This is a genomic window from Ruegeria sp. HKCCA6707 (genome assembly GCF_013033515.1).
In the GTDB taxonomy this organism is placed as follows: Bacteria; Pseudomonadota; Alphaproteobacteria; order Rhodobacterales; family Rhodobacteraceae; genus Ruegeria.
This window is the reverse complement of sequence record NZ_WQEG01000002.1, coordinates 35,155-62,017: the sequence shown is the minus strand read 5'-3', so window position 1 is coordinate 62,017 and position 26,863 is coordinate 35,155. Positions and strand designations below refer to the sequence as shown.

Below are 26,863 nucleotides of genomic sequence, written 5' to 3'. Positions count from 1 at the left end.
CTCAAGCCGAACTCCTCGTTTTGACCACATTCCTGCTTTGCTTTCGGTCTGGGCTGCCGGTCATCCTGTGTTCAACGCCAGAGGTGGCTTTGGGGGTAAACGGCAATGAAGCTTCAGTTCGAAAGAGTGGTCGCAACGGGGACCGCGGCGCTCGATTCAGGTATCGGCGATACGGCTTTAAAAACGTTTAACGGTGACGTGTATCTCTACAGCGTCACCGGCTTTGGGGGTGGGTTTGCGTCTTGGAGACTGTCGGAAGGCACAGGCCCGACGCTGATCGATCAGCAGCTTTTTAGCCCGACCATCACCTATCAGATCGATCGCGACGGAATGCCCGTCACCCTTGGCGGGTCCGAACAATTGATCCTTGATGTCAATACCGCCACGGGCTTGGTGGGCTATGGCCTCAACAATGATGGAACGATCGGAGCCCTTCAGGAAACCGGTACTCTGGTTGGTGGCGGCGATATCTCGGCACTGGCGCAGCTGAGCATCACCGGAGGAGATATACTTCTGCTGGCCCATGAAGATACTGGACAAATCGGCACCTACGATATCGATCCTGACGGGTCGCTCAGCAGTGTTGGTTTTGTCTCGGCACAGGTCGATTCGATGCAGGTTGTGCAGTCTGGGGGGAACCCGTTTCTGATCGGCACCGACGCGGCCTCCAGTACCGTTGCGATCTATTCCGTCGACCAGACCTCGGGCGCGCTTAACCAGATCGATACGTCATACGCGATTGATGTTCTGGGCATCGGTACGCACACCGCGGTTGAAACCATCGAGGCTTATGGGAAAGTTGGATCGTGATCGCAGGTTCGGCCAGCAATTCGCTGAGCGTGCTGCGTCTGTCCACCGATGGCAGCCTGTCACCCACAGATCATGCGCTGGACACGTTGCATACGCGATTCGGCGTGGTTCAGGATATGGCGGTGGTTGAGGTTGATGACCGCGTCTTTGTGGTGGCGGGAGGGGGCGACGACGGCGTCGCGTTGTTCACTCTGACAACAGATGGCAAGCTGATCCATCTGGACAGTTTTGCCGACACGCTCAGCAGCGGGTTGCAAAATGTCGAAACCCTGTCTGTCGCCCATGTTTGCGACGAGTTGCAGATCTTTGTCGGGGCGCAAGAGGATGCGGGGCTGACCCAACTGAGAGTTTCGGTGGCCGATCTGGGCGTTGTGATCGAAGATTTTGGCACGGTAAATGGCACCGCGCAGGACGACATGCTGGCTGGCGGGTTCTGGGATAGCACCCTCTTGGGTGGCGCAGGCGATGATATTCTGATTGCGGGAATGGGCGAGACCATTATGACCGGAGGGGCAGGGGCCGACATCTTCGCCATGCGCAGTGGGGTCGGCAACACAGTCATCACCGACTTTGAACCGGGGGTGGATCAGCTGGACCTGACAGCCTTCCCCTTCCTGCGGTCGCCCGCGCAGCTAACGGTAACGCCAACCGCACAGGGGGCCGAAATCCATTACCGGGACGAGATGATCGAGGTGCAATCCGCCTCGGGCGGACCGCTGACCAGTGTGGATATCTTTGGTGCCGGGTTCGATGGTGCGGACCATATCCCCGTGGATTTGTTCACCGGGCCCGACACAAATACATCGTCCGGGATTGCAGGCCCTGTTTCAGTGGATTCGACTGGACCGAATCCGGTGCTGACTGATGCCGAGATCCAACTGACCTTGGAGGCAGGGCCAAAGGTAACAGCACAAGCTGATGATCAGGGCGTGTTTGACCTGGATCTGCCGGATGGCACCTATACGGGGCATCTGGATGCCGAGAAATACTATTCGACCGCTGGGGGTGAGATCACAGCTCTGGACGCGTTGCAGGTGCTGCGCATCTCGGTCGGTCTGGACCCGACCTGGGGCCCGGCCACGCCTGAGGCGCTGATCGCGTCCGACATCACTCAGGACGGTGCGATCAACGCTCTGGATGCGCTGTCGATCCTAAAGGTGGCAGTGGGTCAGACCCCGGCCCATGACGCCAAATGGGTCTTTCTGGACGCCAGTACCGACCTGTCCGGCATCACCCCGACGAACGTAGATTACGACACCGGTGTTCAGGTGACCGTGATCGACAATGTCGTCACCGCTGACATGACTTCGATCCTGCTGGGCAATGTCGAGGCGATCTGAGCCTATTCCCGGAAAGCCCGGTTGAAATAGTCTGCCATGGGTTTGACCAGATAAGACAGAGGGGTGCGTTCATCTGTTTTGATCAGTGTCTCCACCGGCATCCCAGGCAGCAAAACCTGGCCATTCAGGCGATCGGTCTGACCTTCGTTGGGAATAATCTCAGCACGGTAAAAGCTGAAACCCGTCTGCTCATCGGTGAAGGCGTCGGCTGAGACGTTGAAAACCTGTCCCTCGATCTCGGGCGTTTCGCGCTGATTGAACGCAGGAAAGCGCAGGGCAACGGGCTGACCCCGGTGTACCTGATCCACATGCAACGAATCCACCCGGGCTGCGACCAGCAAGGGGGCATCTTGCGGAACCACATACATCATCGGTTCGGCGGGTTGGATCACCGATTGGAGGGCAAAGACCTGGCTGTCATAGACCGTACCCGTCGCCGGTGAGCGTATGTCGAGCCTGGACAGGCGTTCAGAAAGCGACAATCGCCGTTCGGACAGTTCAGCAATGCTTGCTTCTGCGTCGCGCAGCTGCGTGATCGCCTCTTCTCGGCGGGTGGCCGACAGTTCGACGATCTGGATTTCAGTGGTCGCGATCTGGCCGCGCAAACGCGCGATTGTGGCCTCAAGGCTGCCGATTTCCCCGTCCATCGACACTTCTTCGCGCTGCAAGGCCGAAACGCGGCTGGCCTGGGTCAGGCCGCGGCCCAGAAGGCTCTGTTGATCTTCCAGTTCCTCGCGGATCAGGGCGATCTGACGCTGCAGCGACTGCAATTGCGCCTCGGTCCCGCCGATTTCACTGAGGATCTGTTTCTTTTGCTCGCCCAACTGCTCGGTTTGCTGTGCCAGAGTCGCCAGACGGGCTGTGAACAGGCGTTCCTGACCCGCCAGCAGCTCGGGGTCGATATCCTCTTGCGCGGTTAGCGCAGCGAAACGTTCAGCCAGCACATCGGCGCTCAGCTCATCGCGCTCGGTTTCAAGGCGAATCTTGCGGGCCAGCAATTCGAACAACTGCGATTCGACAATCTTCATTTCCGAGATCAGGAACGTGTCATCCAACCGCAACAGCATATCGCCGCGCTCGACCTGGTCTCCGTCGCGGACGAATATCTCTCCAACAACGCCACCATCGGGATGCTCTACCACAAGACGGTTGCTTTGTACTTCGACCACACCTTGTGAGATGATAGCGCCAGCCAGCCGGGTCTTGATGCTCCAGACCCCCAATCCCCCGACCAGTATGGCCAAAGCGACAAAGCCGACAGTCGCGGGGAAGGTGATGTTCCAGGCCGGGCGGTTGTTAACGTGTTTTGCCATTACCGACCCACCTTGGAAAAGTTGCGCTTGATGGCCCCCGCGTTTTGAACGATCGCGCCCAAAACCTCGTCACGGCTGCCGGACTTGACGATTTGGCCGCGCTCGACCACTGCCAGATCATCACATTCCGAGATCGCCTGCGGCCGGTGCGTCATGACGATAGCGGATTTGCCATCGGCCTTGAGCTCGCGGATCGCGGCGTTCAGCGCTTCAGTTCCATCCGCGTCGAGGGCCGAGTTCGGTTCATCCAGGATCAGCAGCACAGGGTTGCCGTAAAGCGCCCGAGCCAAAGCGATGCGTTGTTTTTGACCCCCGGAAAGCTGGCTGTCATTGCCCTCAAGAAACGTGTCGTAACCTTTTTCCAGCGACAAGATCAGCTCATGCGCATTGGCCTTTTTGGCAGCCGCCACCACAGCATCAGGGTTGGGGTTTTGAGACATACGGGCGATGTTTTCGGCTACAGAGCCGTTGAACAGCGTCACCTGTTGCGGAAGGTAACCGATATGCTGGCCCAGATCATCGGGGTCATATTGATCCAGCGTCGCGCCACCAAGTCGGATTTCGCCGACCGCAGGCTGCCACAGGCCCAGCAAGGCTTTGGCCAATGTTGTTTTGCCCGATCCGCTTTTGCCGATTACGCCCAACGCCTTGCCCGGGCCCAGTGTCAGAGACGCACCGCGCAGTGTCGGCGAGGTTGCGCCCGGCGGGATGACAGTGATGCCCTTGGCCACCAGTTCAGCCGGTGGTGTGGGGAGTTTTGTGCGTGGTGCTTCGGGCGGGGTATTGTCCAGAAACCGGTTAAGCGAATACCAGCCCGCGCGCGCCCGTTCGATTGTGCCCCATTGCCCGATTGACTGTTCGATCGGCGCCAGCGCTCGACCCAACAAGATGGAACCCGCAATCATTGCACCCGCCGTGAGTTCGTTGCGCAAAACCAGCCAGGCGCCAAGGGCCAGCATGGCCGATTGCAGAAACAGACGCAGAGATTTTGTCAATGAGGTAAAGCTGCCCGTCCAGTCGCTGGCTTTGATCGTCTGCGCCAGCGCATCAGTACGTTGTTGCAACCAGCGGCGGGTCACGTCCTCTTGCATCCCTTGCGAGCGGACGACCTCAGCCGCTTGGCGGGCCTGCTCGGAAAACGCGTTGGCCTTGGCCGATGCGATCTGTGCACCAGCCACACGGCGACGTGTCAGCGCCTGGTTCACAATCGCGATCACGACCAAGAGCGTCCCGCCTGCAACCGCGAGCCAGCCAAGCAGCGGATGGAACAGGAAGATCGCAGCCAGAAAGACAGGCGTCCAAGGTATATCCATGACTGCCAACAGGATGGGCGAAGAACACAGGTTTTGAATGGTTTCCAGATCCCGCAGGGCCGTTGCCGGGGCAGCTCGCATCTTGGGATGCAGCGCATGTTGCATCGTGGCGTCAAACACGCGTTCATCCAGCTGTGACTGGAACCGCGCACCAAATCGCGCCACAATCCGCCCACGCGCATAGTCCAGCAACGCCATGAGGCCGTAAAGCAGTGCAACGAGCAAGAACAAAGCCGTCAACGTCTCAACTGCACGAGAGCCCAACACCCGGTCATAGACCTGCAGCATGAACAAAGGGCCCGTCAGCATCAACAGGTTGACGAATACGCTGAACAAAAAGGCAATGGCCAGAAACGTGATGCCCTGATTGCGTACTTTTTCCAATTCATGCCGAGCGGGGGCAGAAGGAGGAGAAATCGAATTCACTATGCTCGCCTTTGGCTGTTCTGTTTTTGAGGGCGACTGCTCGCGCCGCGCATCCTAATGTTTCGCAACACTGGTGAAAACGGAAGATTTGCAAATTGGCGAAAAACCCCACCCACACCCGATGCCTTGCCGTAGTAGATTTAAATTATTGCGAATTTCCAAATACGCAAAGTTAAACTTTACATATCCGGGCCTATTTTCCTTTGCGTAAAGAAAAAGTCTGGCCAAGGTGAATAAAACCTTTGTTCTGATTTTGATTCCCGACACGGGCTCAGAGCCTTTTGCCAAATCATGAGCTGTTGTCAGGGCCGCCGCGTACGCCTTGTGAAGGCGTTGTTGGTTGGAGGCGCAGTCAGACTACTTTTTCATCACGGGTGTGAATAATCGCCCAAGAAATAGGCAGAAAGAACCCTGTCGGCATTGCCAGGCCGCGCCGCAATAGAGATTCCCGGGCAAAGTGGCGACAACACTTTCGGTATCAAGGATCCGAAGGTGGACGGCATCACCCAACATTTTCCCATAGCTCCTGCACAGAAGCTTCGGCAGCCGCGGGCTGAGGGGCAGGTGGTCTTGCAGACGAAACCTTTGGGCAATCGCAGCGTGATTGACCGGTTTCGGCAGTCAGGCTCGTTCAAGTGTCTGTTTCCAAGGCAGAATGCCGTACATCTGGATGCGGTTTTACTCAACACAGCCGGGGGCGTCACAGGCGGAGATCAGTTTCGGTTCGCAGGTGAGGTCGCGGTGGGCACCACTCTGACCGTGACCACCCAAGCCTGCGAGCGCGCTTACCGCGCGCAGCCCGAGCAGACAGGAAAGATCCGCAACAGAGTGCAGGTCGAGGCAGGGGCACGGCTCAACTGGTTGCCGCAAGAGACGATCTTGTTCGATGGCTGCGCTTTGGACCGCCGGTTGGAGATTGATCTGGCCCTCGGTGCGTCGGCGCTGATGGTCGAGCCTTTCGTCTTTGGTCGCCCCGCGATGGGCGAGCGGCTGACCGATGTGCGCTTGAGAGATCGGATCGAGATCCGGCGCGACCAAAAACCCGCGTTTCTGGATGCCATGGCGTTTGACGGCAACCTGCACGACCATCTGGCGCGACCCGCGATTGCCGATGGGGCAGGGGCCATGGCGCTGGTTGTGTTTGCTGCAGATACCGCGGCGGCTCATCTGACAACGATCCGCGATCTGCTGCCCGAAACCGCAGGGGCCAGTCTGATCCGCGATGATCTGCTGACCGTTCGACTGCTGGCCGAAAACAGCTTTGCGCTGCGCAGCTCATTACTGCCGATCCTGCGGCAGCTGAACTCTGACACTCTCCCTCGATGCTGGACGATCTGATATGAACCTGACACCGCGTGAAAAAGACAAATTGCTGGTCGCCATGGCCGCCGAGGTTGCGCGCAAACGACTGGCGCGCGGCGTCAAACTGAACCACCCTGAGGCGATTGCCCTGATTACCGATGCGGTGGTCGAAGGCGCGCGTGACGGGCGCTCGGTGGCCGACATGATGCAGGCGGGGGCCGAGGTCATCACCCGCGACCAATGCATGGAAGGCGTGGCCGAGATGATCCACGAGGTACAGGTCGAAGCCACCTTTCCTGACGGCACCAAGCTTGTGACCGTCCACAACCCCATTCGATAACCCAAATGAACGGAGCCCAAAAATGACGCGCATGTTGTTTCCCGCACTGATCCTTGCCGGCCCTGCCGCAGCACATACTGATACGCATATCCATGCGCATGGCACCGACTATGCTGCGTTGGGTGTTGGGTTGGTCCTTGTCGCAGCGGCTGCTGTGATCGTGATGATCAGACAGAACAAATGATCCCCGGAGAGCTCTTCCCAGCCGAAGGTGAGATCACCCTCAACCCCGGCGCCGAGGTGACCACCCTGATGGTGGCCAACTCGGGTGACCGCCCGGTTCAGGTCGGATCCCACTATCATTTCGCCGAGACCAACCCGGCACTGGAGTTTGACCGCGCGGCGGCCCACGGCCTGCGCCTCGACATCGCGCCGGGAACAGCGGTGCGGTTCGAGCCCGGTCAAAGCCGCGAGGTCTCGCTGATTCCCATCGGTGGCGCACGGTGCGTGTATGGGTTCAATCAAAAGGTCATGGGGGCGCTTTGATGCCAGCAACTATTAACCGCTCTGACTATGCCGCTATGTTCGGCCCCACCATCGGTGACAAGCTGCGCTTGGCCGATACCGATCTAATCATCGAGGTTGAGCGTGATCTGACCGCCGAACGCGCCGGAGCTGATGCGACAGGCGGTAGCGGTACGAACGCTCTGCACTATGGCGAAGAGGTCAAGTTCGGGGGTGGCAAGGTGATCCGCGACGGGATGGGGCAATCTCAGGTCACCCGCGCGGACGGAGCGGTGGATACGGTGATCACCAATGCTCTGATCGTGGATCACTCAGGGATTTACAAGGCTGACGTGGGTTTGAAAGACGGGCGCATCGCCAAGATCGGCAAGGCCGGAAACCCCGACACGCAGCCGGGTGTGGACATCATCGTTGGTCCGGGCACCGAGGCCATTGCGGGCGAAGGGCGCGTCCTGACCGCTGGCGGGTTTGACAGCCATATCCACTTTATCTGCCCGCAACAGATCGAAGACGCGCTGCATTCGGGGCTGACCACCATGCTGGGCGGCGGCACGGGCCCGGCCCATGGTACGCTGGCCACCACCTGCACGCCCGGCCCCTGGCATATCGGGCGGATGATGCAGGCGGCGGACGCCTTTCCGATGAACCTGGCCTTCGCGGGCAAGGGCAACGCGTCGCTGCCTGCGGCGTTGGAGGAACAGGTCAAAGCAGGCGCTTGCGCGCTGAAACTGCACGAGGATTGGGGCACCACGCCTGCTGCCATCGATTGCTGCCTGACGGTGGCGGATGCGATGGATGTGCAGGTGATGATCCACACCGATACGCTGAACGAATCCGGTTTCGTGGAAAACACCGTGGGGTCGATGAAAGGCCGGACGATCCATGCTTTCCACACCGAAGGCGCGGGGGGCGGGCATGCCCCCGATATCATCAAGATCTGCGGTGAAAACAACGTTCTGCCCTCATCCACCAACCCGACGCGGCCCTTCACGGTGAACACGGTCGAGGAGCATCTGGACATGCTCATGGTCTGCCACCACCTGGATAAATCTATCCCCGAGGACGTGGCTTTTGCCGAAAGCCGCATCCGGCGCGAAACTATCGCGGCCGAGGATATTCTGCACGACATGGGCGCGTTTTCGATCATTGCGTCGGACAGTCAGGCCATGGGCCGGGTCGGAGAGGTTCTGATCCGCACCTGGCAGACCGCAGACAAGATGAAGAAACAGCGGGGCCGTTTGGCCGAGGAAACGGGCGAAAATGACAACCTGCGCGTCCGCCGCTATATCGCCAAATACACCATCAACCCGGCCATCGCCCATGGCCTGAGCCATGAGATTGGCAGTATCGAAGAAGGCAAACGCGCCGATTTGGTGCTGTGGAACCCGGCCTTTTTCGGGGTGAAACCGGAAATGGTTTTGCTGGGTGGCACCATTGCCTGTGCGCAGATGGGCGACCCGAACGCTTCGATCCCGACGCCGCAACCGGTCTATAGCCGCCCGATGTTTGGTGCCTACGGGCGCTCGGTTGAACACTCGGCTGTCACCTTCGTTTCCGAGGCCGCTCAGGCCGATGGAATTGCGGGCCAGTTGGGCCTGGCAAAGCAGACGGTCGCAGTCCAGAACACTCGCAGCATTGGCAAGCGCGATCTTAAACTCAACGATGCAACCCCGGTGATCGAGGTCAATCCTGAAACCTATGAGGTACGCGCCGATGGTGAGCTGCTGACCTGTCAGCCCGCCGAAGTCCTACCCATGGCGCAACGCTACTTTTTATTCTGACCAAATTTTGTGCTGCATTGCAGCATGTGCAATCCGGCCATGACAATTAACCCTCTACTCATCGAGGTTGAAATGACAAAAACTCAACGCCAGGGGAGGACCAACTTAACCCATGATTCTGGGGGTCCTGATGGCAGATACAACACTCAACACCCGCTCCGGCATTTCTCTTTCCGGACTGTTCCGCACCGTCGGCGAAAGCCTGTTTGCCGGTCTTTGCGCAATGGGCGAAGCGCGGTCGCGCAGCCGGCAGCTGAACTTCTACGCCTCGCTCAGCGACGAAGAGCTGAAAAAGCGTGGCCTGACACGCGATGGGATCGTGCAGCACGTCTTTGCCGGGTCCATCTGGCGCTAAGCAAAACCATTGCAGATGGGGGGCGCTCATGAACGCCCTCTTCTGCACCGCGCGTAAATACGCAAACCATACCCATGGCGATCCCGCTGATAACCTGTCGCTGACCTACGAGGACAGGTTTCTGCGTCGCAAGGTGCTGACCTGCGAAAGCGGTGAACAGATCCTGATCGATCTGGCGCAAACCACCTCGTTGGACCACGGCGGTGCCCTGATCCTTGACGATGGGCGGGAAGTCGAAGTCCTTGCGGCGCCCGAGGCTTTGCTGGAGGTCACCGCACCGGATCTGACCCGCATCGCTTGGCATATCGGCAATCGCCACACCCCATGTCAGATCGAACCGGGTCGCTTGCTGATCCAGATCGACCATGTCATCCGCGACATGCTCTTGAAGATCGGCGCAACAGTGCGCGAAGTGCACGAACCCTTTACGCCCGAAGGCGGTGCCTATGGCCACGGCAGGACCCATGGCCATTCCCACTGACGCCGATATCCTGACACTGACCCAATGGCTCTCGCCTGCCTATCCGGTGGGTGGATTTGCCTATTCGCACGGGCTTGAGGCAGCGATCGAGGCAGGTCGGATCAATACTGCGACTGACACCCAGGCCTGGATCGCGGATGTGCTGGAGTTCGGCTCCGGTTGGAATGATGCGGTGTTTCTGGTGGCGGGGTATAAGGCCGATGATCCTGAACAACTGGCGGCCACCGATGCGGCGGCGCGGGCTTTTTGTGCCTCCTCCGAGCGGTTGAAAGAAACCGATCTTCTGGGTCAGGCCTTTGGTGAGATTACTTCGGATGTCTGGGGCGCGGATCTGAGCGGGCTAAGCTATCCGGTTGCCGTAGGGCGCGCGGCGCGGCTACAGGCGCTGCCATTACCTCTGACGACCCAGATGTTCCTGCAAGCGTTCCTGTCGAACCTTGTCGCCTGTGCGACACGGTTGGTGCCCTTGGGCCAGACCGATGCGCAAAAGATCATCCGAGACCTGACACCGCTTTGTTCGCGTATCGCACAAGCCGCGCAGCAGGCCGGGTTGGAAGATCTGGCATCGACCGGTTTTTTGTCCGATATTGCGTCGATGCAGCATGAAACCCAATATTCAAGGATCTTCCGCACATGAGCACGATGAACGGACCCCTGCGCGTTGGTATCGGTGGCCCGGTGGGCGCGGGCAAGACAACGCTGACCGCCGCCCTGTCCGAGGCGTTGCGCGACCGCTGTTCGCTGGGTGTGATTACCAATGACATCTACACGCAGGAAGATGCCGAAGCGCTGATGCGGCTGCAAATCCTGCCGCAAGATCGGATCATCGGGGTCGAGACAGGCGGCTGCCCTCATACGGCGATCCGCGAAGATGCCTCGATCAATCTGGCCGCCGTTGCCGAGATGCGCACGCGTCATCCCGATCTTGATCTGGTGCTGATCGAAAGCGGCGGAGACAACCTGTCGGCCACCTTCAGCCCGGAGTTGGCAGATGTGACGCTTTACGTGATCGACGTTGCTGCAGGCGAAGAAATCCCGCGCAAGGGTGGTCCGGCAATCACGAAATCGGACGTGCTGATCATCAACAAGACCGATCTTGCGCCCTATGTCGGCGCGTCACTAGAGGTGATGGAGCGCGACGCAACCCGCATGCGCAGCGGACGCCCCTTTGTGTTTACATCACTGCGTCAGCGAAAAGGCGTCGACGCGATTGTCGATCACCTTGTCCAGATCGGCGGGTTGAAACTGGCATCACCTGAAATGTCCCAGTGATTTCAATCTCATTCTGATTGTAGCCATCGGCGCAAACGATTATTGGCTTTGTCGCCCGCATCGTTATCAAGTGACCCCTGCCGCTGGTGCCCCGACGGGCTTTCTAAAGAACGCCAAATCTTGAGCATCTGACGTGTCCCTCGCTGTGGAATGCGGCAGTTTCGGATGATTTTGCTGTCGCGCTGCCACAGGCTTGCGCGCGCCCTGTCTAGATCTCAGTATGATATCAAAAGAGAAAACACGGGACACTGATATGAACATGGACTCGATCGGCTCGGCCGAACAACTTCGCGACCCGAACTATAAACCGCCATTTGTCAAGGCAGTTCCTCTGGGAATACAACATGTCCTTGCGATGTTCGTGTCGAATGTCACACCTGCGATCATTGTTGCCGGGGCCGCAGGTTTTGGGTTCGGGTCGAACTCACCGGATTTTCCGGAACTGCTCTACATGATTCAGATGTCCATGTTGTTCGCGGGCATCGCAACGCTTTTCCAGTCAATCGGAGTTGGGCCCGTTGGTGCACGCTTGCCCATCGTGCAAGGCACCAGCTTTGCCTTTATTCCCATCATGATCCCGCTTGTTGCGGGCAAAGGCGTGGATGGTCTTGCGGCGCTGTTTGGTGGGGTCCTGATTGGCGGGCTTTTTCATGCAGCGCTTGGCACCGTTATTGGCAAGATCCGGTTTGCTTTGCCCCCTTTGGTCACTGGGCTTGTGGTCACGATGATCGGTTTGGCCTTGGTTAAGGTGGGCATCCAATATGCGGCGGGTGGCGTGCCCGCGATCGGCACTCCGGACTATGGAAGCCTGCACAATTGGGCTGCCGCATTGGTCGTGATTTTTGTCACGCTCGGGCTAAAGTTCTACACCCACGGGATGCTATCGGTTTCTGCGGTCCTGATCGGCATTCTTGCGGGCTATGTCTTTGCCCTGGCAACAGGAATGCTGTCATTTGGCGCGATCTCCGGTTCGTGGAACAACGCAGCCGCATTCGCGCTGCCTCAACCTTTCAAATACGGGTTCGAGTTCTCAGCAGCCGCCATCATCGGGTTTTGTCTGATGGCCTTCGTCTCGGCGGTCGAAACCGTCGGTGATGTGTCCGGGATTACGCGCGGTGGGGCCGGGCGGGAAGCCAGCGAACAGGAAATCACCGGTGCAACCTATGCAGATGGGGTCGGAAGCGCCATTGCGGGTATCTTTGGGGGTATGCCCAACACATCCTTCAGCCAGAACGTTGGACTTATTGCGATGACCGGCGTGATGAGCCGTCATGTTGTGACGATTGGGGCGCTGTTTCTGATCCTCTGCGGTCTGGTCCCCAAGGTCGGTGCAGTGATCCGAACTGTTCCCATCGAGGTATTGGGCGGTGGTGTTATCGTCATGTTCGGAATGGTGGTCGCCGCCGGTGTGTCGATGCTGTCGGATGTCGATTGGAACAAGCGCAACATGGTGATCTTTGCCATCGCTCTTTCGGTTGGCTTGGGATTGCAGTTGGAACCCGGGGCGGTACAGCATCTGCCGGACACCCCGCGTATTCTGGTGACATCCGGATTGCTGCCTGCCGCGCTTATCGCCATTGTCTTGAACCTGATCCTGCCAAACCCCTTGGGTCCCGAAGCTACCGAAGAGATTTCCGGTGGGATGGCGCACGCTGACACCAATATCTGACCACTGTCGGGTATTCGCCACCTCAGGGCCGGGTCGGGCAGACCTTATGTCTCTCGGCCCGCCGCAAACACTGATCGGTGCGAGGTGCCTCTTTTTGCCTCAGATCAAAGGCATTCATACTGGATGTACCAGTGATCCAAGACCTCGGCCGCTTGGCCCAAAGCCTCATCGTGGGTCAGCGGTGGCGGGCCAGCAAGGCAATCGGCTGTGTCCCACGAGCACAACTTTTCGACGACTCCATTTTGCCAATAGGCAGGGTTCGCATAGATGTTAAGTTGACTGTCCCAAAGGGCAGGCCGCGAAACTGGATAGATATTGCATGAGTGTTCCCTCGCAAAAAAGTACGATGCGACGCGTTTTAACCGAACCCTTTTTTCAATTTGCGGTTCTTGGTGTTCTGATTTTCTTTTGGTTCAATCTTGTTCAAACCGACGAGTGGACCGTAGATCCCGAGTCGCGTGTGATTGTGCTGGATCAGCGCCAGCTCGACTTGCTTGCGCTTCAATTCGAAGAAACTTGGCGTCGTCCTCCGAGCGAAGAGGAATTGTACAACCTCAAAGAAGATTGGCTAAATCGCGAAATTCTGTACCGCGAGGCACTGGCGCTGGGGTTGGATGGCAATGACGAGATCATCCGCAATCGGCTGGTGCAGAAGATGAATTTCTTGCTGGTCTCAGAGGCGCGGGCATTGCGGCCCACGGATGAAGTTCTCACAACGTATCTTTCCGAGAATTCCGAACGCTTTACGATCCCTGTTCAAGTCGCTGCCAGTCTCGTCCATTTGGGTCAAAACCCCAGCGAGGATTATGTTGAACAAACCTTGGAAGAGTTGAAGAGCGGAGCTGATCACAGTCAGCTTGGTCAAGCGTCCCTTCTTCCGTCTGATTTTGGTCTGAGTGTCAGAACAGCGATCGACGGAAGTTTCGGAAACGGCTTTTTCGATCAGCTGGACACGCTACCGCTTGAGCAATGGAGCGGCCCGGTTCGATCATCCTTCGGGAACCATTTGGTGAGATTGGGTGCGCGTTCCGAGGCGGTACTGCCCTCATTGGATGATGTGCGTGACAAAGTACTGGCCGAATGGCAAGCCAGTCAGGCCGAGCTTGCCACGCAAAGATACCTCGACGCCCAAAGATCAGCATATACGATACGGGAACCTCAAGCCGTCGACTCGCACTCGGATGACCAATGAGACACCTTCTGGTACTCATATCGATGCTATCGGCGCTTTTGTTTCCGGTGACAGTAAATGCGCACGCATTGGAGCCTGGCTATCTTGAGATATCGCAAGAGACCGAAGCAGATTGGTACGTTTTCTGGCGCAAGCCCGACGTCCGAGGCGCACCGATGGACATACACGTCAAGCTTCCGGCGAACTGTCAGTCACCGACCCTCGACGCGCCGGTATTTGACGGACGCGCCTGGACTCAGGCTTGGCGGATAACCTGCGCCGAGGATCTGCGGGGCAATACCATTCTGATCGACGGCCTCGACGAGCAAAGAACAGATGTTTTATTCAGGGTCGGATATCTTGGCGCCCAGACGACAGCCACGTTTCGTCTGACCCCGGACGCACCTGCCGTAACGCTGCCCGCGCAACAGGGCCTGCTGCAGACGCTGTGGCAATATGGAGTGTTAGGGTTCGAACATATTCTGGAGGGTTGGGATCACCTCCTGTTTGTATTTGCTCTGCTTGTGCTGATCCGAAACCTGCGCCAATTGATCTGGGCCGTGACAGCCTTCACCCTCGCTCATTCGATCACACTGGGCCTTGCGACCTTTGGTGTGTTGAACGTACCCGGTCCTCCGGTTGAGGCGGTCATTGCGCTTTCGATTGTCTTTCTGGCAACCGAGGTGCTGCGCTCGAACAAGAGGCAGAAGACGCTCACCAGCCGATTCCCCTGGGTGATCTCTTTTGGTTTTGGTCTACTGCATGGATTGGGGTTTGCCGGCGCGCTGAACGAGATCGGCTTGCCAGAGCAAGATATCCCGGCCGCTCTGTTGGCCTTCAATCTCGGTGTCGAGGCGGGACAACTTACCTTTATTTTCGCCGTTTTGAGTGTGTTTTTGACGTTGCAGAAGATCGTCCAGACGATTTGGGGCTGGTCGCTGGTGCAAGGCACATGGCGACGGTTTCTTGGCTACCCAATCGGATGCATCGCCACATTTTGGCTGGCCGAACGCCTAGCTGGATTTTGAGCTCTGGTGTCGTAAAATATCTTCTGAACTTATCGCGCTTAGGATTTTCAATACTCTCGATAACCGAGGTCACCCAAATTGAAAGCGACAAGTGCTTGACGTGGCGAGAATACTCTAAGCGTTTGTTGATGTTTAGATTTTTGGTCGGAGCGAGAGGATTCGAACCTCCGGCCCCTGCCTCCCGAAGACAGTGCTCTACCAGGCTGAGCTACGCTCCGACCGTGGCGGGTGATCTACAGAAGGGGGGCGGGATGCGCAAGGGGGATTCTGAGGCTAAGGCAGCGGGTCGGTTTGGTAGAGGCGCACCTTGGTGCCGCCATGATCCACGACCGGGCCGGGGGCCAGCAGAGGCAGGCGCGTTGCGCGGGCCAGCGCGGGTGCGCTCGTTACAATGCCTATGCGCCAGCATTGAAATCTGGACATAAGCGTTTTGCCCAGGCTTCCGTAGAGTGACCGCAGGCGTTTTTCGTCGCCAATACGCGCGCCATAGGGGGGATTGACGATCACCAACCCAGTCGGACCCGGCGGGGGTTTGATATCGCTGACGGCGCGCTGGCTGAACCGGGTGTTGTCCGCCACGCCTGCGCGCGCGGCATTTGCGCCTGCTGCCTCAACCGCACCGGAATTGCGATCAGATCCGAAATGGATCAATTTGCTATGGGTCGGTGTGTACGAAGACCGCATCTGAGACCAGGCATCTGCGTCAAAACCAGCCAGTTGCTCGAATGCAAACGATCGCGACCGACCGGGCAGCAGGCCCCTAGCGATCTCTGCGGCCTCGATGACGAATGTGCCCGATCCGCACATTGGGTCCATAACGGGCTCTGACCCGTCGAAACCACACGCGCGCAGGAACATCGCGGCCATGGTCTCTCGCATCGGGGCCTTGGCGATGGCTTCCTTGTGCCCGCGCTTGTGCAAAAGCTCTCCGGAACTGTCGATCGAAAAGGTGCAGAGGTCTTTTTCGATGCGCAGCAGCACGCGCAAGTCGGCCTCGGACGAGATGGGTGCGCCAAGCGTTTCGTTGATCGCGCGTTCGACCCTCTGCCGCGCGGCACCTGCGTGATAGATGCGTGACTTGCGGCTGGTGGCCTCAACCCTGACAGGGATATCCGGGCGCAGAAAGTCAGCCCAAGGAAATTTGCGGCACCGTTTGTCGAGTTGCGCCAGATGCACTGCCGGGAAACTGCCGATACGCGCCAAAACCTTGTTGGCCCCCCGCAGGCAGAGATTGGCGCGCCAGACCTCGGGCCATGATCCCTGGCAGACGACACCGCCCGGAACTTTTCTCGCGTCTGCGAATCCGTTTTTCTGCGCTTCGGCACAAAGGGGCGATTCAAGCCCTGGGGTGGCGACCAAAAAAATCTCGAATTTCGTGTGTTTTGTCATTTTGGTTGCTTACACTGGATGCAACAGGGGCGCGACCGGCTAATTTGAGGAAAATCTGATGAATGAAACGCCAAAATTACCTTGATTGCGGGTTTGAGCCATGACTTTTCGCGGTAACGGGTTTGCGTTTGTGACCAACCGCGCGTAAAGGGTCCATGATCAGAAATACGCCTGCGGATTCTGGAGTGTTTACGATGCGATTGCAAAGCGAACCCAGAGTATCCGCGCTGACGCAAAATCCCGATTGGGTGTAGGCTAAGCTGGCGCAGAGAAAAGGCTTGGAAGACCGTAGCAAGATGCAAACTTTCAATCTGAAAAAGGGGCTGGACCTGCCGGTCGAAGGCGCCCCGGACCAAAAGATCCAACCGGGGCCGGAATACAGCCGTGTTGCGGTTCTGGGGGGGGACTATATCGGTCTGAAGCCCAAGATGCTGGTGCAGGAAGGTGACATCGTGCAGCGGGGCGCGCCGCTCTTTTGTCATAAGGACGTTCCTGAGGCTATGATGGTGGCCCCGCTTGGTGGCAAGGTGGTTGCCATCAACCGCGGTGCGCGACGTGTGTTGCAAAGCGTGGTCATCGAAGTGTCTGACGCCAATGACACCGGCATAGATTTTTCGGACGTCGGTGATGCCGATACGGCCAAAGGCGTGACAACCAAACTCTGCGCGGCGGGTCTGTGGACGTCGTTTCGTACGCGCCCCTATTCCAAAATGCCGCAACCGGGAACTGCGCCTGCAGCGATCTTTGTTACCGCCATGGACAGCGACCCGCTGGCACCGGATGCGGGCTTGATCATCTCCGAGGTGACAGAAGCCTTTGCGGCGGGTCTTGCGGCGGTTGCCAAGCTGACCGAAGGCGTGACCTATGTCTGCCACAAGGATGGAGATACCGTGCCGGGCGCTGACGTGGCCGGGGTAGAGCTTGCGGCATTCTCTGGCCCACACCCTTCGGGCCTGGCCGGAACGCATATTCATTTTCTCGAACCCCTGATCGGTGACAAGCAGGTCTGGACGATAGGATACCAGGATGTCATCGCCATCGGTCGGCTGATGCTGACGGGCCATCTGGACCCCAATATCGTGATCGCCCTGTCCGGGCCCGGTGCGCGCCAGCCGCGCCTGATCCGAACTGTTATGGGAGCTTCGACCGACGATCTGACCCGCGATGAGGTCAATATCGACGGCACCGCCCGGATCATCTCGGGCTCGATCCTGTCAGGCCAGCATGCTGAGGGGCCAACAGCCTTTTTGGGTCGGTTTGCCCGACAGGTAACCATCATCCGTGAGGATCATGACCAGATCCCGATGGGCTGGATCCGTCCGATGCCGTCAAAGTTCTCATTCCAGCCGGTGCTGGGCTCGGCGTTTTCGAAAAAGCTCTATGCTTTGACATCGAATTTGAACGGTGGACGGCGCGCCATGGTTCCGACTGGCGTGTTCGAAGAGCTGATGCCGCAGGATTACCTGCCGACCCAGCTGCTGCGCGCGCTCCTGGTGATGGACACCGATACGGCGCAGGCGCTGGGTGCGCTGGAGCTGGATGAAGAAGATCTGGGCCTTGTAGGCTTTGCCTGCCCGGCGAAATATGAATACGGGCTGGCGCTGCGCGACTGTCTGAACAAGATTGAAAAGGAGGGCTGAGCCGATGGGTTTGCGCAGCTTCTTTGATCGGATCGAGCCGAACTTTACCAAGGGCGGCAAGTACGAGAAGTATTTCCCCATCTACGAGATGGTCGAAAGCTTTATCTACACGCCGAAAACCGTCACCACCGTTGCGCCACATGCGCGGTCGTATATCGATATGAAACGCATCATGACCTATGTCGTGATCGCGACGATCCCATGTATTTTGTGGGGGATGTACAATACCGGCTATCAGGCGAACTCGGCCATTGCCATGCTGGGCGCGGACGCGGCCACCGGCTGGCGGATCGCCATCCTGCAAGCATTCGGCATTTCACTGAACCCCGACAGCATCTTTGCCAACGTGATGCACGGGATGATGTATTTCCTGCCGATTTACATCGTCACTTTGGTCGCGGGCGGCATATTCGAGGTCATCTTTGCCACCGTGCGTGGGCACGAAGTGAACGAGGGCTTTCTTGTTACTTCGATGCTTTACACCCTCATTATGCCCGCTTCGGCCCCGCTATGGCAGGTGGCGCTGGGGATCATCTTTGGTGTGGTCATTGGCAAAGAAGTGTTTGGTGGTACCGGCAAGAACTTCCTCAACCCGGCACTTGTTGGGCGGGCTTTCTTGTATTTCGCCTATCCTGCCAGCATGTCGGGCGACACCGTCTGGACACCGGTGGATGGCTTCTCGGGCGCGACCGCCCTGTCAGTGTCGGCCTCGCAAGGCTATCAGGCGCTGGCCGCGGATGGCATCACCTGGTGGAACGCCTTCTTTGGCACCATTCAGGGCAGCTTTGGTGAGACATCGACGTTGGCTTGCATGATCGGCCTGGCCTTCTTGCTGACCACGCGGATTGCGAATTATCGCCTGATCCTGGGCTGTTTGGGTGGAACAATCGGCTTTACCCTGCTGCTGAACCTGATCGGGTCCGACACAAACCCGATGTTTGCCATGCCGTGGTACTGGCACATCGTGATTGGCGGCTATGCCTTTGGTCTGGCCTTTATGGTGACCGAGCCGGTCTCGGCCAGCCACACCAATCTGGGCCGCTATATTTATGGCGCGCTGATCGGTGTCATGGTTGTGATGATCCGGGTGATCAATCCGGCTTTCCCCGAAGGCATGATGCTGGCAATTCTGTTCGGGAACGTATTTGCACCGCTGATCGACTATTTTGTTGTTCAGGCCAATATCAAACGGAGGGCGCGTCGCCATGTCTGATCCGCAACCTCAAGAACCCAAAGGCGCCTTTGCCAAGTTTCTGGCGGCCTCGCCGGATTCCGTTGGCAAAACGATCGTCATCGCTGTGGCCGTCTGCCTTGTGGCTTCGATGGTCGTATCTGCCGCCGCCGTCAGCCTGCGCCCGGTGCAAGAGGCCAACGCCCTGAAGGACAAGCAGGTCAATGTGTTGCAGGTGGCTGGCATCTACGAGCCCGGCATCGACGTGACCGAGGCTTTCGCTGCGTTCGAACCGCATGTGCTGGATCTGGCCACCGGCAGCTTCGTCGACGATCAGTTCGACCCGGCCACGTTTGACGACATCGCTGCCGCCAGCGATCCTGACCTCAGCGTCGCGCTGGAGGATGATCCGGCCGGTATCGGCCGCAAGGCCAAATACCGCGTGATCTATCTGCTGCGCGACGATGCGGGCGGGCTGGATAAGGTGATCCTGCCGCTGCATGGTTATGGGCTGTGGTCCACGCTCTATGGCTTTATTGCGCTGGAAAACAACGGCAACGATATCTTTGGGCTGCAATTCTATCAGCACGGCGAAACCCCCGGTCTTGGAGCCGAGGTGGACAACCCGCGCTGGAAAGCGCTGTGGAACGGCAAAAAGCTGCGCGACGACGCGGGTGATCTTCAGATCACCGTGGCGAAATCGCAGCCTGCCGCAGGCCCCGACTTTTACATCGACGCGCTGGCCGGGGCGACCCTGACCTCGGTCGGTGTCGACAACCTGGTGAAATTCTGGATGGGTGACGCGGGCTATGCTCCGTTCCTGGCCAAGCTGCAAGCAGGAGAGATCTGATGTCCCAGACCAAGAAAGAGATGCTGGTCGACCCGCTTGTCGACAACAACCCGATCACCTTGCAGGTCCTGGGCATCTGCTCGGCGCTGGCGGTGACCTCGTCGCTGCAAGTGTCGATGGTGATGGCGCTGGCGGTGATCTTCGTGACCTCGTTCTCGTCCTTCTTCATCTCATGCCTGCGCAACCAGATCCCCGGCTCAATCCGGATCATCGTGCAGATGGTGATCATCGCCTCGCTGGTGATCCTGGTGGATCAGATCCTCAAGGCTTATGCCTTCGAGATCTCGAAAACCCTGTCGGTCTTTGTGGGCCTGATCATCACCAACTGTATCGTGATGGGCCGGGCCGAGGCGTTTGCGATGAAGAACCCTCCGGTCGCGTCTTTCATCGACGGCATGGGCAACGGGATGGGTTATGGCCTGATCCTGCTGCTGGTCGGGTTCATCCGTGAACTGTTCGGCGCGGGGTCGCTGTTTGGCGTCACCATCCTGCAAACCGTGAACAATGGCGGCTGGTATGTGCCCAACGGCATGCTGCTGCTGCCACCTTCGGCGTTCTTTATCATCGGTCTTATCATCTGGGCCTTCCGCACATGGAAGCCAAACCAGGTCGAAGAACGTGAATACAAAATCCAGCAGGTAGAGGCCCACTGATGGAAGGTCTGATTTCACTGGCCGTAAAGGCCATCTTTGTCGAAAACCTAGCGCTCAGCTTCTTTCTGGGGATGTGTACTTTCATCGCCGTATCCAAAAAGATTTCCACCGCGCTGGGTCTGGGCATTTCGGTCATGGTCGTGCAGGCCATCACCGTGCCTGCCAATAACCTGCTGCTGAACTATCTGCTGAAACCGGGCGCGCTGGCCTGGGCGGGCTTCCCGGATGTGGACCTGACCTTCCTTGGTCTGATCTCGTATATCGGTGTGATCGCGGCAATGGTGCAGATCCTTGAGATGGTCTTGGATAAATACTTCCCGCCGCTTTACAACGCGCTGGGGATTTTCCTGCCACTGATCACGGTAAACTGCGCCATTCTGGGTGGCTCGCTGTTCATGGTGGAACGCGACTATAACTTTGCCGAGGCGGCGACCTATGGTCTGTCGTCGGGCTTTGGCTGGGCGCTGGCGATCACTGCAATGGCAGGTGTGCGCGAAAAGCTGAAATATTCGGACATTCCAGACGGTCTGCAAGGCTTGGGTATCACTTTCATCACCGCTGGGCTGATGGCGATGGCCTTCATGTCCTTCTCGGGCGTGAAACTGTAAGGAGGGCGGAATGGAAACCTTTGGCTTAGGTGTAGCCCTTTTCACCGTCATCGTTCTGGGCCTTGTCGCCATCATCATGGCGGCACGGTCGCGGCTGGTGTCGACCGGGAATGTCAACATCACCATCAATGGTGAGAAAACGGTCTCTGTTCCCGCCGGTGGCAAGCTGTTGCAAACCCTGGCGGCCGAAAAACTGTTCGTGCCGTCCGCTTGCGGTGGTGGCGGGACCTGCGCACAATGCCGGGTGCGGGTGCATTCCGGTGGCGGCTCGATCCTGCCGACCGAGGAAAGCCACATCACCAAGCGTGAAGCCGCCTGCGGTGACCGACTGTCCTGTCAGGTGGCGGTCAAGCAGGATATGGATATCGAAGTCCCGGAAGAGGTCTTTGGCGTCAAGAAGTGGGAATGCACAGTGCGTTCGAACGAGAACGTCGCGACCTTCATCAAGGCTCTGACGCTGGATCTGCCCGAGGGCGAGGATGTGAATTTCCGCGCCGGTGGCTATATCCAGATCGAAGCCCCCGCGCATGCGCTGAAATACACCGATTTCGACGTCGAGGAAGAATATCGCGAAGATTGGGATCGCTTCAATCTGTGGCAATATGAATCGGTCGTGAGCGAACCGATTGAGCGCGCCTATTCCATGGCAAACTACCCGGACGAAAAAGGCATGATCATGCTGAACGTCCGCGTGGCCTCTCCACCTCCGGGGGCCGAAGGCATCCCTCCGGGTCAGATGTCATCCTATATCTTCAACCTGAAACCGGGTGACAAGGTTACGATCTCGGGTCCGTTTGGTGAGTTTTTCGCCCGCGAGACCGAGAAAGAGATGGTGTTCATCGGTGGCGGTGCCGGTATGGCACCCATGCGCAGCCACATCTTTGATCAACTCAAACGGCTTGAAAACCGAAACCGCAAGATCAGCTTCTGGTACGGTGCGCGGTCCAAGAAAGAGATGTTCTTTGTCGAAGATTTCGACACTCTGGCGAAAGAGTTCGACAATTTCGAATGGCATGTGGCCTTGTCCGATGCTCAGCCCGAGGATGACTGGAAAGGCTATACCGGCTTTATCCATAACGTGTTGTTCGAAGAATACCTCAAGAACCACCCCGCTCCCGAAGATTGCGAATATTACATGTGTGGCCCGCCGATCATGAACCAGTCGGTCATCAACATGCTGCTGGAACTGGGCGTGGACCGCGAAGACATCATGCTGGATGATTTCGGCGGCTAAGACAAAGAAACCGGCGCCCTGAGCGCCGGTTTTCAGTTTTGGGTGGCGTCGATACCCAGAACCTCTTTGATCGCAGCCGGTGGGTCGCAACTGTGGGCGCGCACATGGCGCTGGCTCCGCCCAGCGGAACGAGTTGAAACTGTCCCTTGTTCTGGGGATAGGGTGCAAAAAGCCACCAGCCATCCGCCGAGATCATCACCAGTGCCAAACCGGTGAACAGCGGGACCAGAACGCCCCTTGCTGGGGCAGGCATTGCGGGGGCCTTTTGCGCGATTGCATTGATCACAGCACCACCCGTTAGAAAGGCCGTCGCGAACGCGGCCAGTATGGCACAGTTTGCGGTGACAAATTCGGGTGGCAGGGTGGTGAACACCCGTACCTGTTCGATCTGCCCCGTCACATCGATGGCCAGAAGATAGCTGGCATAGGCCAGCAACGTCCCCAACATGGCCGCCGAAACCAATCGACGTTTCAGGCCGTTGCGCAGTGTGAAGACCGCCAACAAGGCGATCAGCGGCAGTTGGTATAGGGGCATGGTGATCACGCGGGCTGTGCGCTCCAAAACCCGGCGCGGGCCATGGCCCAGACAAGATAGATGCCGGATTGTGTGATCTGGGCTGCGATCACGCCAGTAACCCCGAATTGCCAAGCGCCCCAGAACACCAGCGTGATGCCCAAGACAGCCGTCGGGATCCGGGGCCGCATTAGGGCTGCGCTGTCAAGCGTCCCGAACAGGCGCAGCACCACCAACTCGGCGCTTGCCGTCAGGCCAGCGACCAGAACCAGCCAGGGCAGCAGGGTCGAGGCGTCCCAATAGGCGGGGGCCAGCAGCAGGTGCGATATTGGGGTTTGCAAAATCATCGTTGCTGCCCATCCCAACAGCGTCAGCAGTAAGGCAAGCCGGGTCAGCTTGTGCACATCGCGCAACGCCGCGGACTTGTCGGATTCCATCTGGTCGAACAGGCGCGGGGCCAGAAACCGCAGAACGGCTGACATGCCGACGCGGGCGGGGCCAAGCGTCATTTGCGCAGCAACGGCATAGAGCGCCAATGCAGCGGGATCAGCAAAGCTCTGCAAGGCCCAGCGATCCGCCACCAAGAGCCCCCAGGTGAACGGGGCCAGCAGGTAGATGGGCCCGGAAAACTGTCGAAACACGGGTGCGATCTGACCCGGCGCTGACGGCGCATCCAACCGCCATGGTTTCAACCAGAGGATCAGAGAGCCAAGCGTTAGAAGACTCGCGGTCGCATAGGCTGCAAAAATCAGAGGCACTGACGCTGTGAATGGCACGGTCAGTAGCACAAGCACCGTGATCTTGAGCCCGGTATCCAGCCCCTGATGCAGCGCAACGGCCCGACGCGCACGGGACGCATTGCCATAGGCTATCAGTGCGCTGAGGCCGCCATTGAGCACCGAATAGGGTAGGACTATCATGATCAACATAGTGGTTCCTGTCTGTCCCAAACTCTGCATAAACGCAGCCAATGCCAGAACCGCTCCGGTCCATAGCAGCGAAACCCGGATCAACTGGCTGGTGATATATCGGCGATAGGCGCCGTACCCGCCAAAGCGCGGGGCAAGCGCAAAAAATCGCAAAATCCCATGGTTGAGCGCGCCGTAGATGCAGACCTGCCCAAAGCTGAACAGTGTCATCGCCAGCGCAAGCTGCGCATAGGTCTGCGGTTCCAGCATCTCGGTCTGTAACCGCAACAGCACCAGCCCTCCGACCAGCAGAAACAGCTGGCCGAGCCCGACCCAAATCGCCTCGGACCGTGAGGTCAGAGCGGCCCCGGCGTCATTTGCCGTGGTAATCCCGGAACCATTCGACGAAACGGGCTATCCCGTCTTTGAAGTCGGTCTGTGGGCGATACCCGGTCAGGCGCTGCAACAGATCCGCATCTGCCCAGGTGGCCGGAACATCGCCCATCTGCATCGGCATGTAATTACGGATCGCCTTCTGACCCAGCGCCTCTTCGATGGCTTCGATGAAATCCAGCAGGCGTATCTTCTCACCATTGCCGATATTCACCACCCGATAGGGCGCGACGGGCGACAGGCTATCGCCCTCGATGATCTCGTCAGGGCTGGAGGGCCGGACCGGAGGCGTGTCGATCAGCAAACGGATCCCGCGCACAAGGTCTTCGACATTGGTAAAGTCGCGATACATGTCGCCGTGATTGTAAATGTCGATCGGGCGGCCATCCAGAATGGCATCGACGAATTTATAAAGCGCCAGATCAGGTCGCCCCCAGGTGCCATAGACCGTGAAAAAGCGGAACATGGTGGTCGGCAGATCCCACAGATGGGCATAGGAATGGCCCATCGATTCATTGGCCTTTTTGGTCGCGGAATAGATCGTCAGTTGGGTGTCGGCTTTTTCCACCTCGGTGAAGGGCATTTCGGTATTGGCGCCGTAAACGGATGAGGTCGAGGCCATCAGCAAATGCTCGACCTTGTGCTGCCGCGCGATCTCCATCACGTTGAACGTACCCACGACATTGGATTGGATATAGCTGCGCGGTTCCTCCAGGCTGTATCGCACACCGGCTTGCGCGGCGAGGTGAACGATCACATCCGGCTGAAACGCATCGGCGACACGGACCAGGGTGTCATAATCTTCCAACATGCCTTCGGTCGCGGCAAAGCCCGGGTTTTGCAGCAACATCTGATGGCGGCGATGTTTCAGGGCCACGTCGTAATAGTCGGTCATCCCGTCATAGCCGTGTACACGGAACCCCTCGGCCAGCAAAAGCCGCGCCAGATGGAACCCGATAAACCCAGCTGTACCTGTGACCAGAACCCGCTTCATATCACCCTCAATCATAGTCTTGACGTCGCGCCATCAGGGACCCTTTCCACCTGCGAAGGTCAAGGAGATTTTGTCAGCCACCCGCTGCGTCCAACCCCGCATTGACCAAAGAGGGCAGGAATTGATCCAGCGCGCGGCCCCATGTGGTGATCGGTTGTTCCTGAATGAACACGATATCATTGGGGCGCAATTGCATGCGCGAGGCCACCGACAGGGCCGCAGGGTTGCGCGCATCCAGATGCCACGCGGTCACCGCACCGAACTCGGCCGGGTTGGGGGAGGCGCGCAGCACATAGATATGGGACGCATCAGCGGTGCGCGTGCTGAACCCGCCTTGCCCGAACAGCGCATCCGCCAGATTCAGGTGCTGCCCATAGGGCAGGGGCATACGGGCGTTGCTGCGGAACTCGCCACCCAGATAGACATAATCGCGGGCTTCGGCCCCCAATTCGGTGCGGGCGGTGAAATTGCTGCGAGATTCGATCAGTTCGTCGCGTTGTAGCCCCACCGCCAAGTCCAGCTTGGCCAGCGCATCAGCGCGGGCCTGACGGTTGAGGCTGATCACATCGACCTGATCTCGGTAGAACCCAAGCGCGCGGTCCAGATCATAGCTGGTATCCACATAGACCGCGTCACCATTCAGCAGGTTCAACCGTTGCAGATCAGGCCGCGCGAAATAGTCCTTGAGCGGGATCTGATAGAGGTCGCCCGTGCGATAGATCCGAATGGTGCCATAGTCGCGATCCCGCGTGCTGAGCCCCCCGGCGGCGGCAATCGCCTGGCTGAGGGTCAGGGGCACGGGTTTGACCGCGATATTCTGAGGTGCGGCGACCAACCCGCCAATGGCCACGCGTTTGGAATTATAGCCGGTCTGTTCAAGTGCAAAAGACGGGTCGATCTGGCGGTCGACGAAAGCGTCAAACAGGGCGGCCTCGGCATCTTGCAGGCTGAGGCCCGACACTCGAACAGCGCCAATATCAGGTACCGAAATGGTGCCGTCCGCTCGGATTGTATAGGTCTCACGCTGCGGCGCCGATTGCGCGCCCAACGTGCTTGGACCGGCGCGGACCAGGGCAAGTTCGTCGCCCACGCCCAGACGATAGGGTGGCGGCTTGACGGGAGGTGGCGCGCGCAGTTCCAGCGCTTGAGGGGTTAAGTGCGGCACTTCAGGGCGGTCCGGCAGCGTGGCCAGACGCTGCACCGGCGCGCCTGTTCCGGCCGTGTCATAGAAGGAAGCGGGCAGCCTACGCGGCGTGTAGGGGGTAGACCGATTGGCCAACAGGACCGTCTGAGCTGTCAAATCCACCTCTCGCACCGCAACGCTGTCCAACTGGTTCGACACGCGCGGGCTGGTATAGGTGATCCCACAAGCCGTAAGCGGCAGCACCAGCAAAACAAGCGAAAGAAAACGGAGGATCGGCGTCATGTCATTCTCCTGAACTG

27 protein-coding genes and 1 tRNA gene are annotated in these 26,863 nt (G+C 58.5%); 20 read left to right on the top strand and 8 right to left on the bottom strand.

Translation table 11 applies throughout. From position 1 onward, the window contains the following. Nucleotides 1-105 precede the first annotated feature (105 nt). Nucleotides 106-810, top strand: coding sequence for a beta-propeller fold lactonase family protein (locus GOW40_RS22160; RefSeq protein WP_254444339.1), 705 nt, complete (start codon nucleotides 106-108; stop codon nucleotides 808-810). Beyond that, on the top strand, nucleotides 807-2,150 hold the full coding sequence (locus GOW40_RS06240) for a hypothetical protein (protein WP_254444337.1): 1,344 nt from the start codon (nucleotides 807-809) through the stop codon (nucleotides 2,148-2,150). The genes GOW40_RS22160 and GOW40_RS06240 overlap by 4 nt, the downstream gene beginning before the upstream one ends. Before the next feature lie 2 nt (nucleotides 2,151-2,152). Here GOW40_RS06240 and GOW40_RS06235 read toward each other — a convergent pair whose 3' ends face one another. Then, on the bottom strand, nucleotides 2,153-3,463 hold the full coding sequence (locus GOW40_RS06235) for an HlyD family type I secretion periplasmic adaptor subunit (RefSeq protein ID WP_171132791.1): 1,311 nt from the start codon (nucleotides 3,461-3,463) through the stop codon (nucleotides 2,153-2,155). Further along, nucleotides 3,463-5,202 (bottom strand): type I secretion system permease/ATPase, encoded by a 1,740-nt coding sequence (locus GOW40_RS06230; RefSeq protein ID WP_371731820.1) that lies wholly within the window; start codon nucleotides 5,200-5,202, stop codon nucleotides 3,463-3,465. The genes GOW40_RS06235 and GOW40_RS06230 overlap by 1 nt, the downstream gene beginning before the upstream one ends. Nucleotides 5,203-5,766: 564 nt before the next feature. Between GOW40_RS06230 and GOW40_RS06225 the strand changes: the two genes are divergently transcribed. From GOW40_RS06225 to GOW40_RS06170, 12 genes are all read left to right on the top strand, one after another. After that, complete coding sequence (locus tag GOW40_RS06225; RefSeq protein WP_171132790.1) at nucleotides 5,767-6,540, top strand: urease accessory protein UreD; 774 nt, start codon at nucleotides 5,767-5,769, stop codon at nucleotides 6,538-6,540. A 1-nt stretch (nucleotide 6,541) separates the two neighbouring features. Beyond that, entirely contained in the window at nucleotides 6,542-6,844 is a 303-nt protein-coding gene (locus tag GOW40_RS06220; RefSeq protein ID WP_171103089.1) for an urease subunit gamma, read from the top strand. A 22-nt stretch (nucleotides 6,845-6,866) separates the two neighbouring features. Beyond that, nucleotides 6,867-7,028, top strand: coding sequence for a hypothetical protein (locus GOW40_RS06215; protein WP_171103090.1), 162 nt, complete (start codon nucleotides 6,867-6,869; stop codon nucleotides 7,026-7,028). Continuing rightward, on the top strand, nucleotides 7,025-7,330 hold the full coding sequence (locus tag GOW40_RS06210) for an urease subunit beta (RefSeq protein WP_171132789.1): 306 nt from the start codon (nucleotides 7,025-7,027) through the stop codon (nucleotides 7,328-7,330). The genes GOW40_RS06215 and GOW40_RS06210 overlap by 4 nt, the downstream gene beginning before the upstream one ends. After that, nucleotides 7,330-9,090, top strand: coding sequence for an urease subunit alpha (gene ureC / locus GOW40_RS06205; RefSeq protein ID WP_171132788.1), 1,761 nt, complete (start codon nucleotides 7,330-7,332; stop codon nucleotides 9,088-9,090). The genes GOW40_RS06210 and ureC overlap by 1 nt, the downstream gene beginning before the upstream one ends. Nucleotides 9,091-9,220: 130 nt before the next feature. Further along, nucleotides 9,221-9,445 carry a hypothetical protein gene (locus GOW40_RS06200; RefSeq protein WP_171132787.1) on the top strand — a complete coding sequence of 75 codons (225 nt, stop codon included), beginning with the start codon at nucleotides 9,221-9,223 and terminating at the stop codon, nucleotides 9,443-9,445. A 28-nt stretch (nucleotides 9,446-9,473) separates the two neighbouring features. Then, entirely contained in the window at nucleotides 9,474-9,926 is a 453-nt protein-coding gene (locus tag GOW40_RS06195; RefSeq protein WP_171132786.1) for an urease accessory protein UreE, read from the top strand. Next, a complete protein-coding gene (locus tag GOW40_RS06190; protein ID WP_254444335.1) occupies nucleotides 9,892-10,563 on the top strand; it encodes an urease accessory protein UreF in 672 nt (223 codons plus the stop codon). The genes GOW40_RS06195 and GOW40_RS06190 overlap by 35 nt, the downstream gene beginning before the upstream one ends. Next, nucleotides 10,560-11,198, top strand: coding sequence for an urease accessory protein UreG (gene ureG / locus GOW40_RS06185; protein WP_171132785.1), 639 nt, complete (start codon nucleotides 10,560-10,562; stop codon nucleotides 11,196-11,198). The genes GOW40_RS06190 and ureG overlap by 4 nt, the downstream gene beginning before the upstream one ends. A 253-nt stretch (nucleotides 11,199-11,451) precedes the next feature. Next, complete coding sequence (locus GOW40_RS06180; RefSeq protein WP_171132784.1) at nucleotides 11,452-12,867, top strand: uracil-xanthine permease family protein; 1,416 nt, start codon at nucleotides 11,452-11,454, stop codon at nucleotides 12,865-12,867. Nucleotides 12,868-13,213: 346 nt separating this feature from the next. Then, nucleotides 13,214-14,059, top strand: coding sequence for a peptidyl-prolyl cis-trans isomerase (locus GOW40_RS06175; protein WP_171132783.1), 846 nt, complete (start codon nucleotides 13,214-13,216; stop codon nucleotides 14,057-14,059). Beyond that, complete coding sequence (locus GOW40_RS06170) at nucleotides 14,056-15,066, top strand: HupE/UreJ family protein (RefSeq protein WP_254444333.1); 1,011 nt, start codon at nucleotides 14,056-14,058, stop codon at nucleotides 15,064-15,066. The genes GOW40_RS06175 and GOW40_RS06170 overlap by 4 nt, the downstream gene beginning before the upstream one ends. A gap of 141 nt (nucleotides 15,067-15,207) precedes the next feature. On the opposite strand, the gene GOW40_RS06165 is transcribed toward GOW40_RS06170, so the two are convergent. Continuing rightward, a tRNA-Pro gene (locus GOW40_RS06165) sits at nucleotides 15,208-15,284 on the bottom strand. 55 nt (nucleotides 15,285-15,339) lie between these two features. Further along, the gene (locus tag GOW40_RS06160) at nucleotides 15,340-16,455 is read right to left on the bottom strand and encodes a class I SAM-dependent RNA methyltransferase (protein WP_171132782.1); all 1,116 of its coding nucleotides are present in this window, start codon (nucleotides 16,453-16,455) and stop codon (nucleotides 15,340-15,342) included. Nucleotides 16,456-16,751: 296 nt separating this feature from the next. Here GOW40_RS06160 and GOW40_RS06155 point away from each other — a divergent pair, with 296 nt between their 5' ends. The 6 genes from GOW40_RS06155 to nqrF are packed head-to-tail and all read left to right on the top strand — an operon-like array spanning nucleotide 16,752 to nucleotide 22,611. After that, nucleotides 16,752-18,095, top strand: a complete 1,344-nt coding sequence (locus GOW40_RS06155) for a Na(+)-translocating NADH-quinone reductase subunit A (protein WP_171132781.1) — start codon at nucleotides 16,752-16,754, stop codon at nucleotides 18,093-18,095. A gap of 4 nt (nucleotides 18,096-18,099) precedes the next feature. Then, on the top strand, nucleotides 18,100-19,308 hold the full coding sequence (locus tag GOW40_RS06150) for an NADH:ubiquinone reductase (Na(+)-transporting) subunit B (protein ID WP_171101938.1): 1,209 nt from the start codon (nucleotides 18,100-18,102) through the stop codon (nucleotides 19,306-19,308). Then, nucleotides 19,301-20,116 carry a Na(+)-translocating NADH-quinone reductase subunit C gene (locus GOW40_RS06145; RefSeq protein WP_171132780.1) on the top strand — a complete coding sequence of 272 codons (816 nt, stop codon included), beginning with the start codon at nucleotides 19,301-19,303 and terminating at the stop codon, nucleotides 20,114-20,116. The genes GOW40_RS06150 and GOW40_RS06145 overlap by 8 nt, the downstream gene beginning before the upstream one ends. Then, nucleotides 20,116-20,769 (top strand): NADH:ubiquinone reductase (Na(+)-transporting) subunit D, encoded by a 654-nt coding sequence (locus tag GOW40_RS06140; RefSeq protein WP_170710614.1) that lies wholly within the window; start codon nucleotides 20,116-20,118, stop codon nucleotides 20,767-20,769. The genes GOW40_RS06145 and GOW40_RS06140 overlap by 1 nt, the downstream gene beginning before the upstream one ends. Next, nucleotides 20,769-21,377: an NADH:ubiquinone reductase (Na(+)-transporting) subunit E gene (nqrE, locus tag GOW40_RS06135; RefSeq protein ID WP_050603817.1), complete on the top strand. Its 609-nt coding sequence runs from the start codon at nucleotides 20,769-20,771 to the stop codon at nucleotides 21,375-21,377. Before GOW40_RS06140 ends, nqrE begins: the two co-directional genes overlap by 1 nt. A gap of 10 nt (nucleotides 21,378-21,387) precedes the next feature. Further along, entirely contained in the window at nucleotides 21,388-22,611 is a 1,224-nt protein-coding gene (gene nqrF / locus GOW40_RS06130; RefSeq protein WP_171101940.1) for an NADH:ubiquinone reductase (Na(+)-transporting) subunit F, read from the top strand. Here nqrF and GOW40_RS06125 read toward each other — a convergent pair. The 4 genes from GOW40_RS06125 to GOW40_RS06110 form a co-directional block, all read right to left on the bottom strand. Continuing rightward, nucleotides 22,586-23,146 carry a hypothetical protein gene (locus GOW40_RS06125; RefSeq protein ID WP_171132779.1) on the bottom strand — a complete coding sequence of 187 codons (561 nt, stop codon included), beginning with the start codon at nucleotides 23,144-23,146 and terminating at the stop codon, nucleotides 22,586-22,588. The two genes, nqrF and GOW40_RS06125, sit on opposite strands and share 26 nt — an antisense overlap. A gap of 5 nt (nucleotides 23,147-23,151) precedes the next feature. Beyond that, entirely contained in the window at nucleotides 23,152-24,327 is a 1,176-nt protein-coding gene (locus GOW40_RS06120) for a lipopolysaccharide biosynthesis protein (RefSeq protein ID WP_171132778.1), read from the bottom strand. Nucleotides 24,328-24,406: 79 nt separating this feature from the next. Beyond that, on the bottom strand, nucleotides 24,407-25,420 hold the full coding sequence (locus GOW40_RS06115; protein ID WP_171132777.1) for a GDP-mannose 4,6-dehydratase: 1,014 nt from the start codon (nucleotides 25,418-25,420) through the stop codon (nucleotides 24,407-24,409). A gap of 73 nt (nucleotides 25,421-25,493) precedes the next feature. Further along, nucleotides 25,494-26,846: a polysaccharide biosynthesis/export family protein gene (locus GOW40_RS06110; RefSeq protein WP_174864543.1), complete on the bottom strand. Its 1,353-nt coding sequence runs from the start codon at nucleotides 26,844-26,846 to the stop codon at nucleotides 25,494-25,496. Between the last annotated feature and the right edge of the window lie 17 nt (nucleotides 26,847-26,863).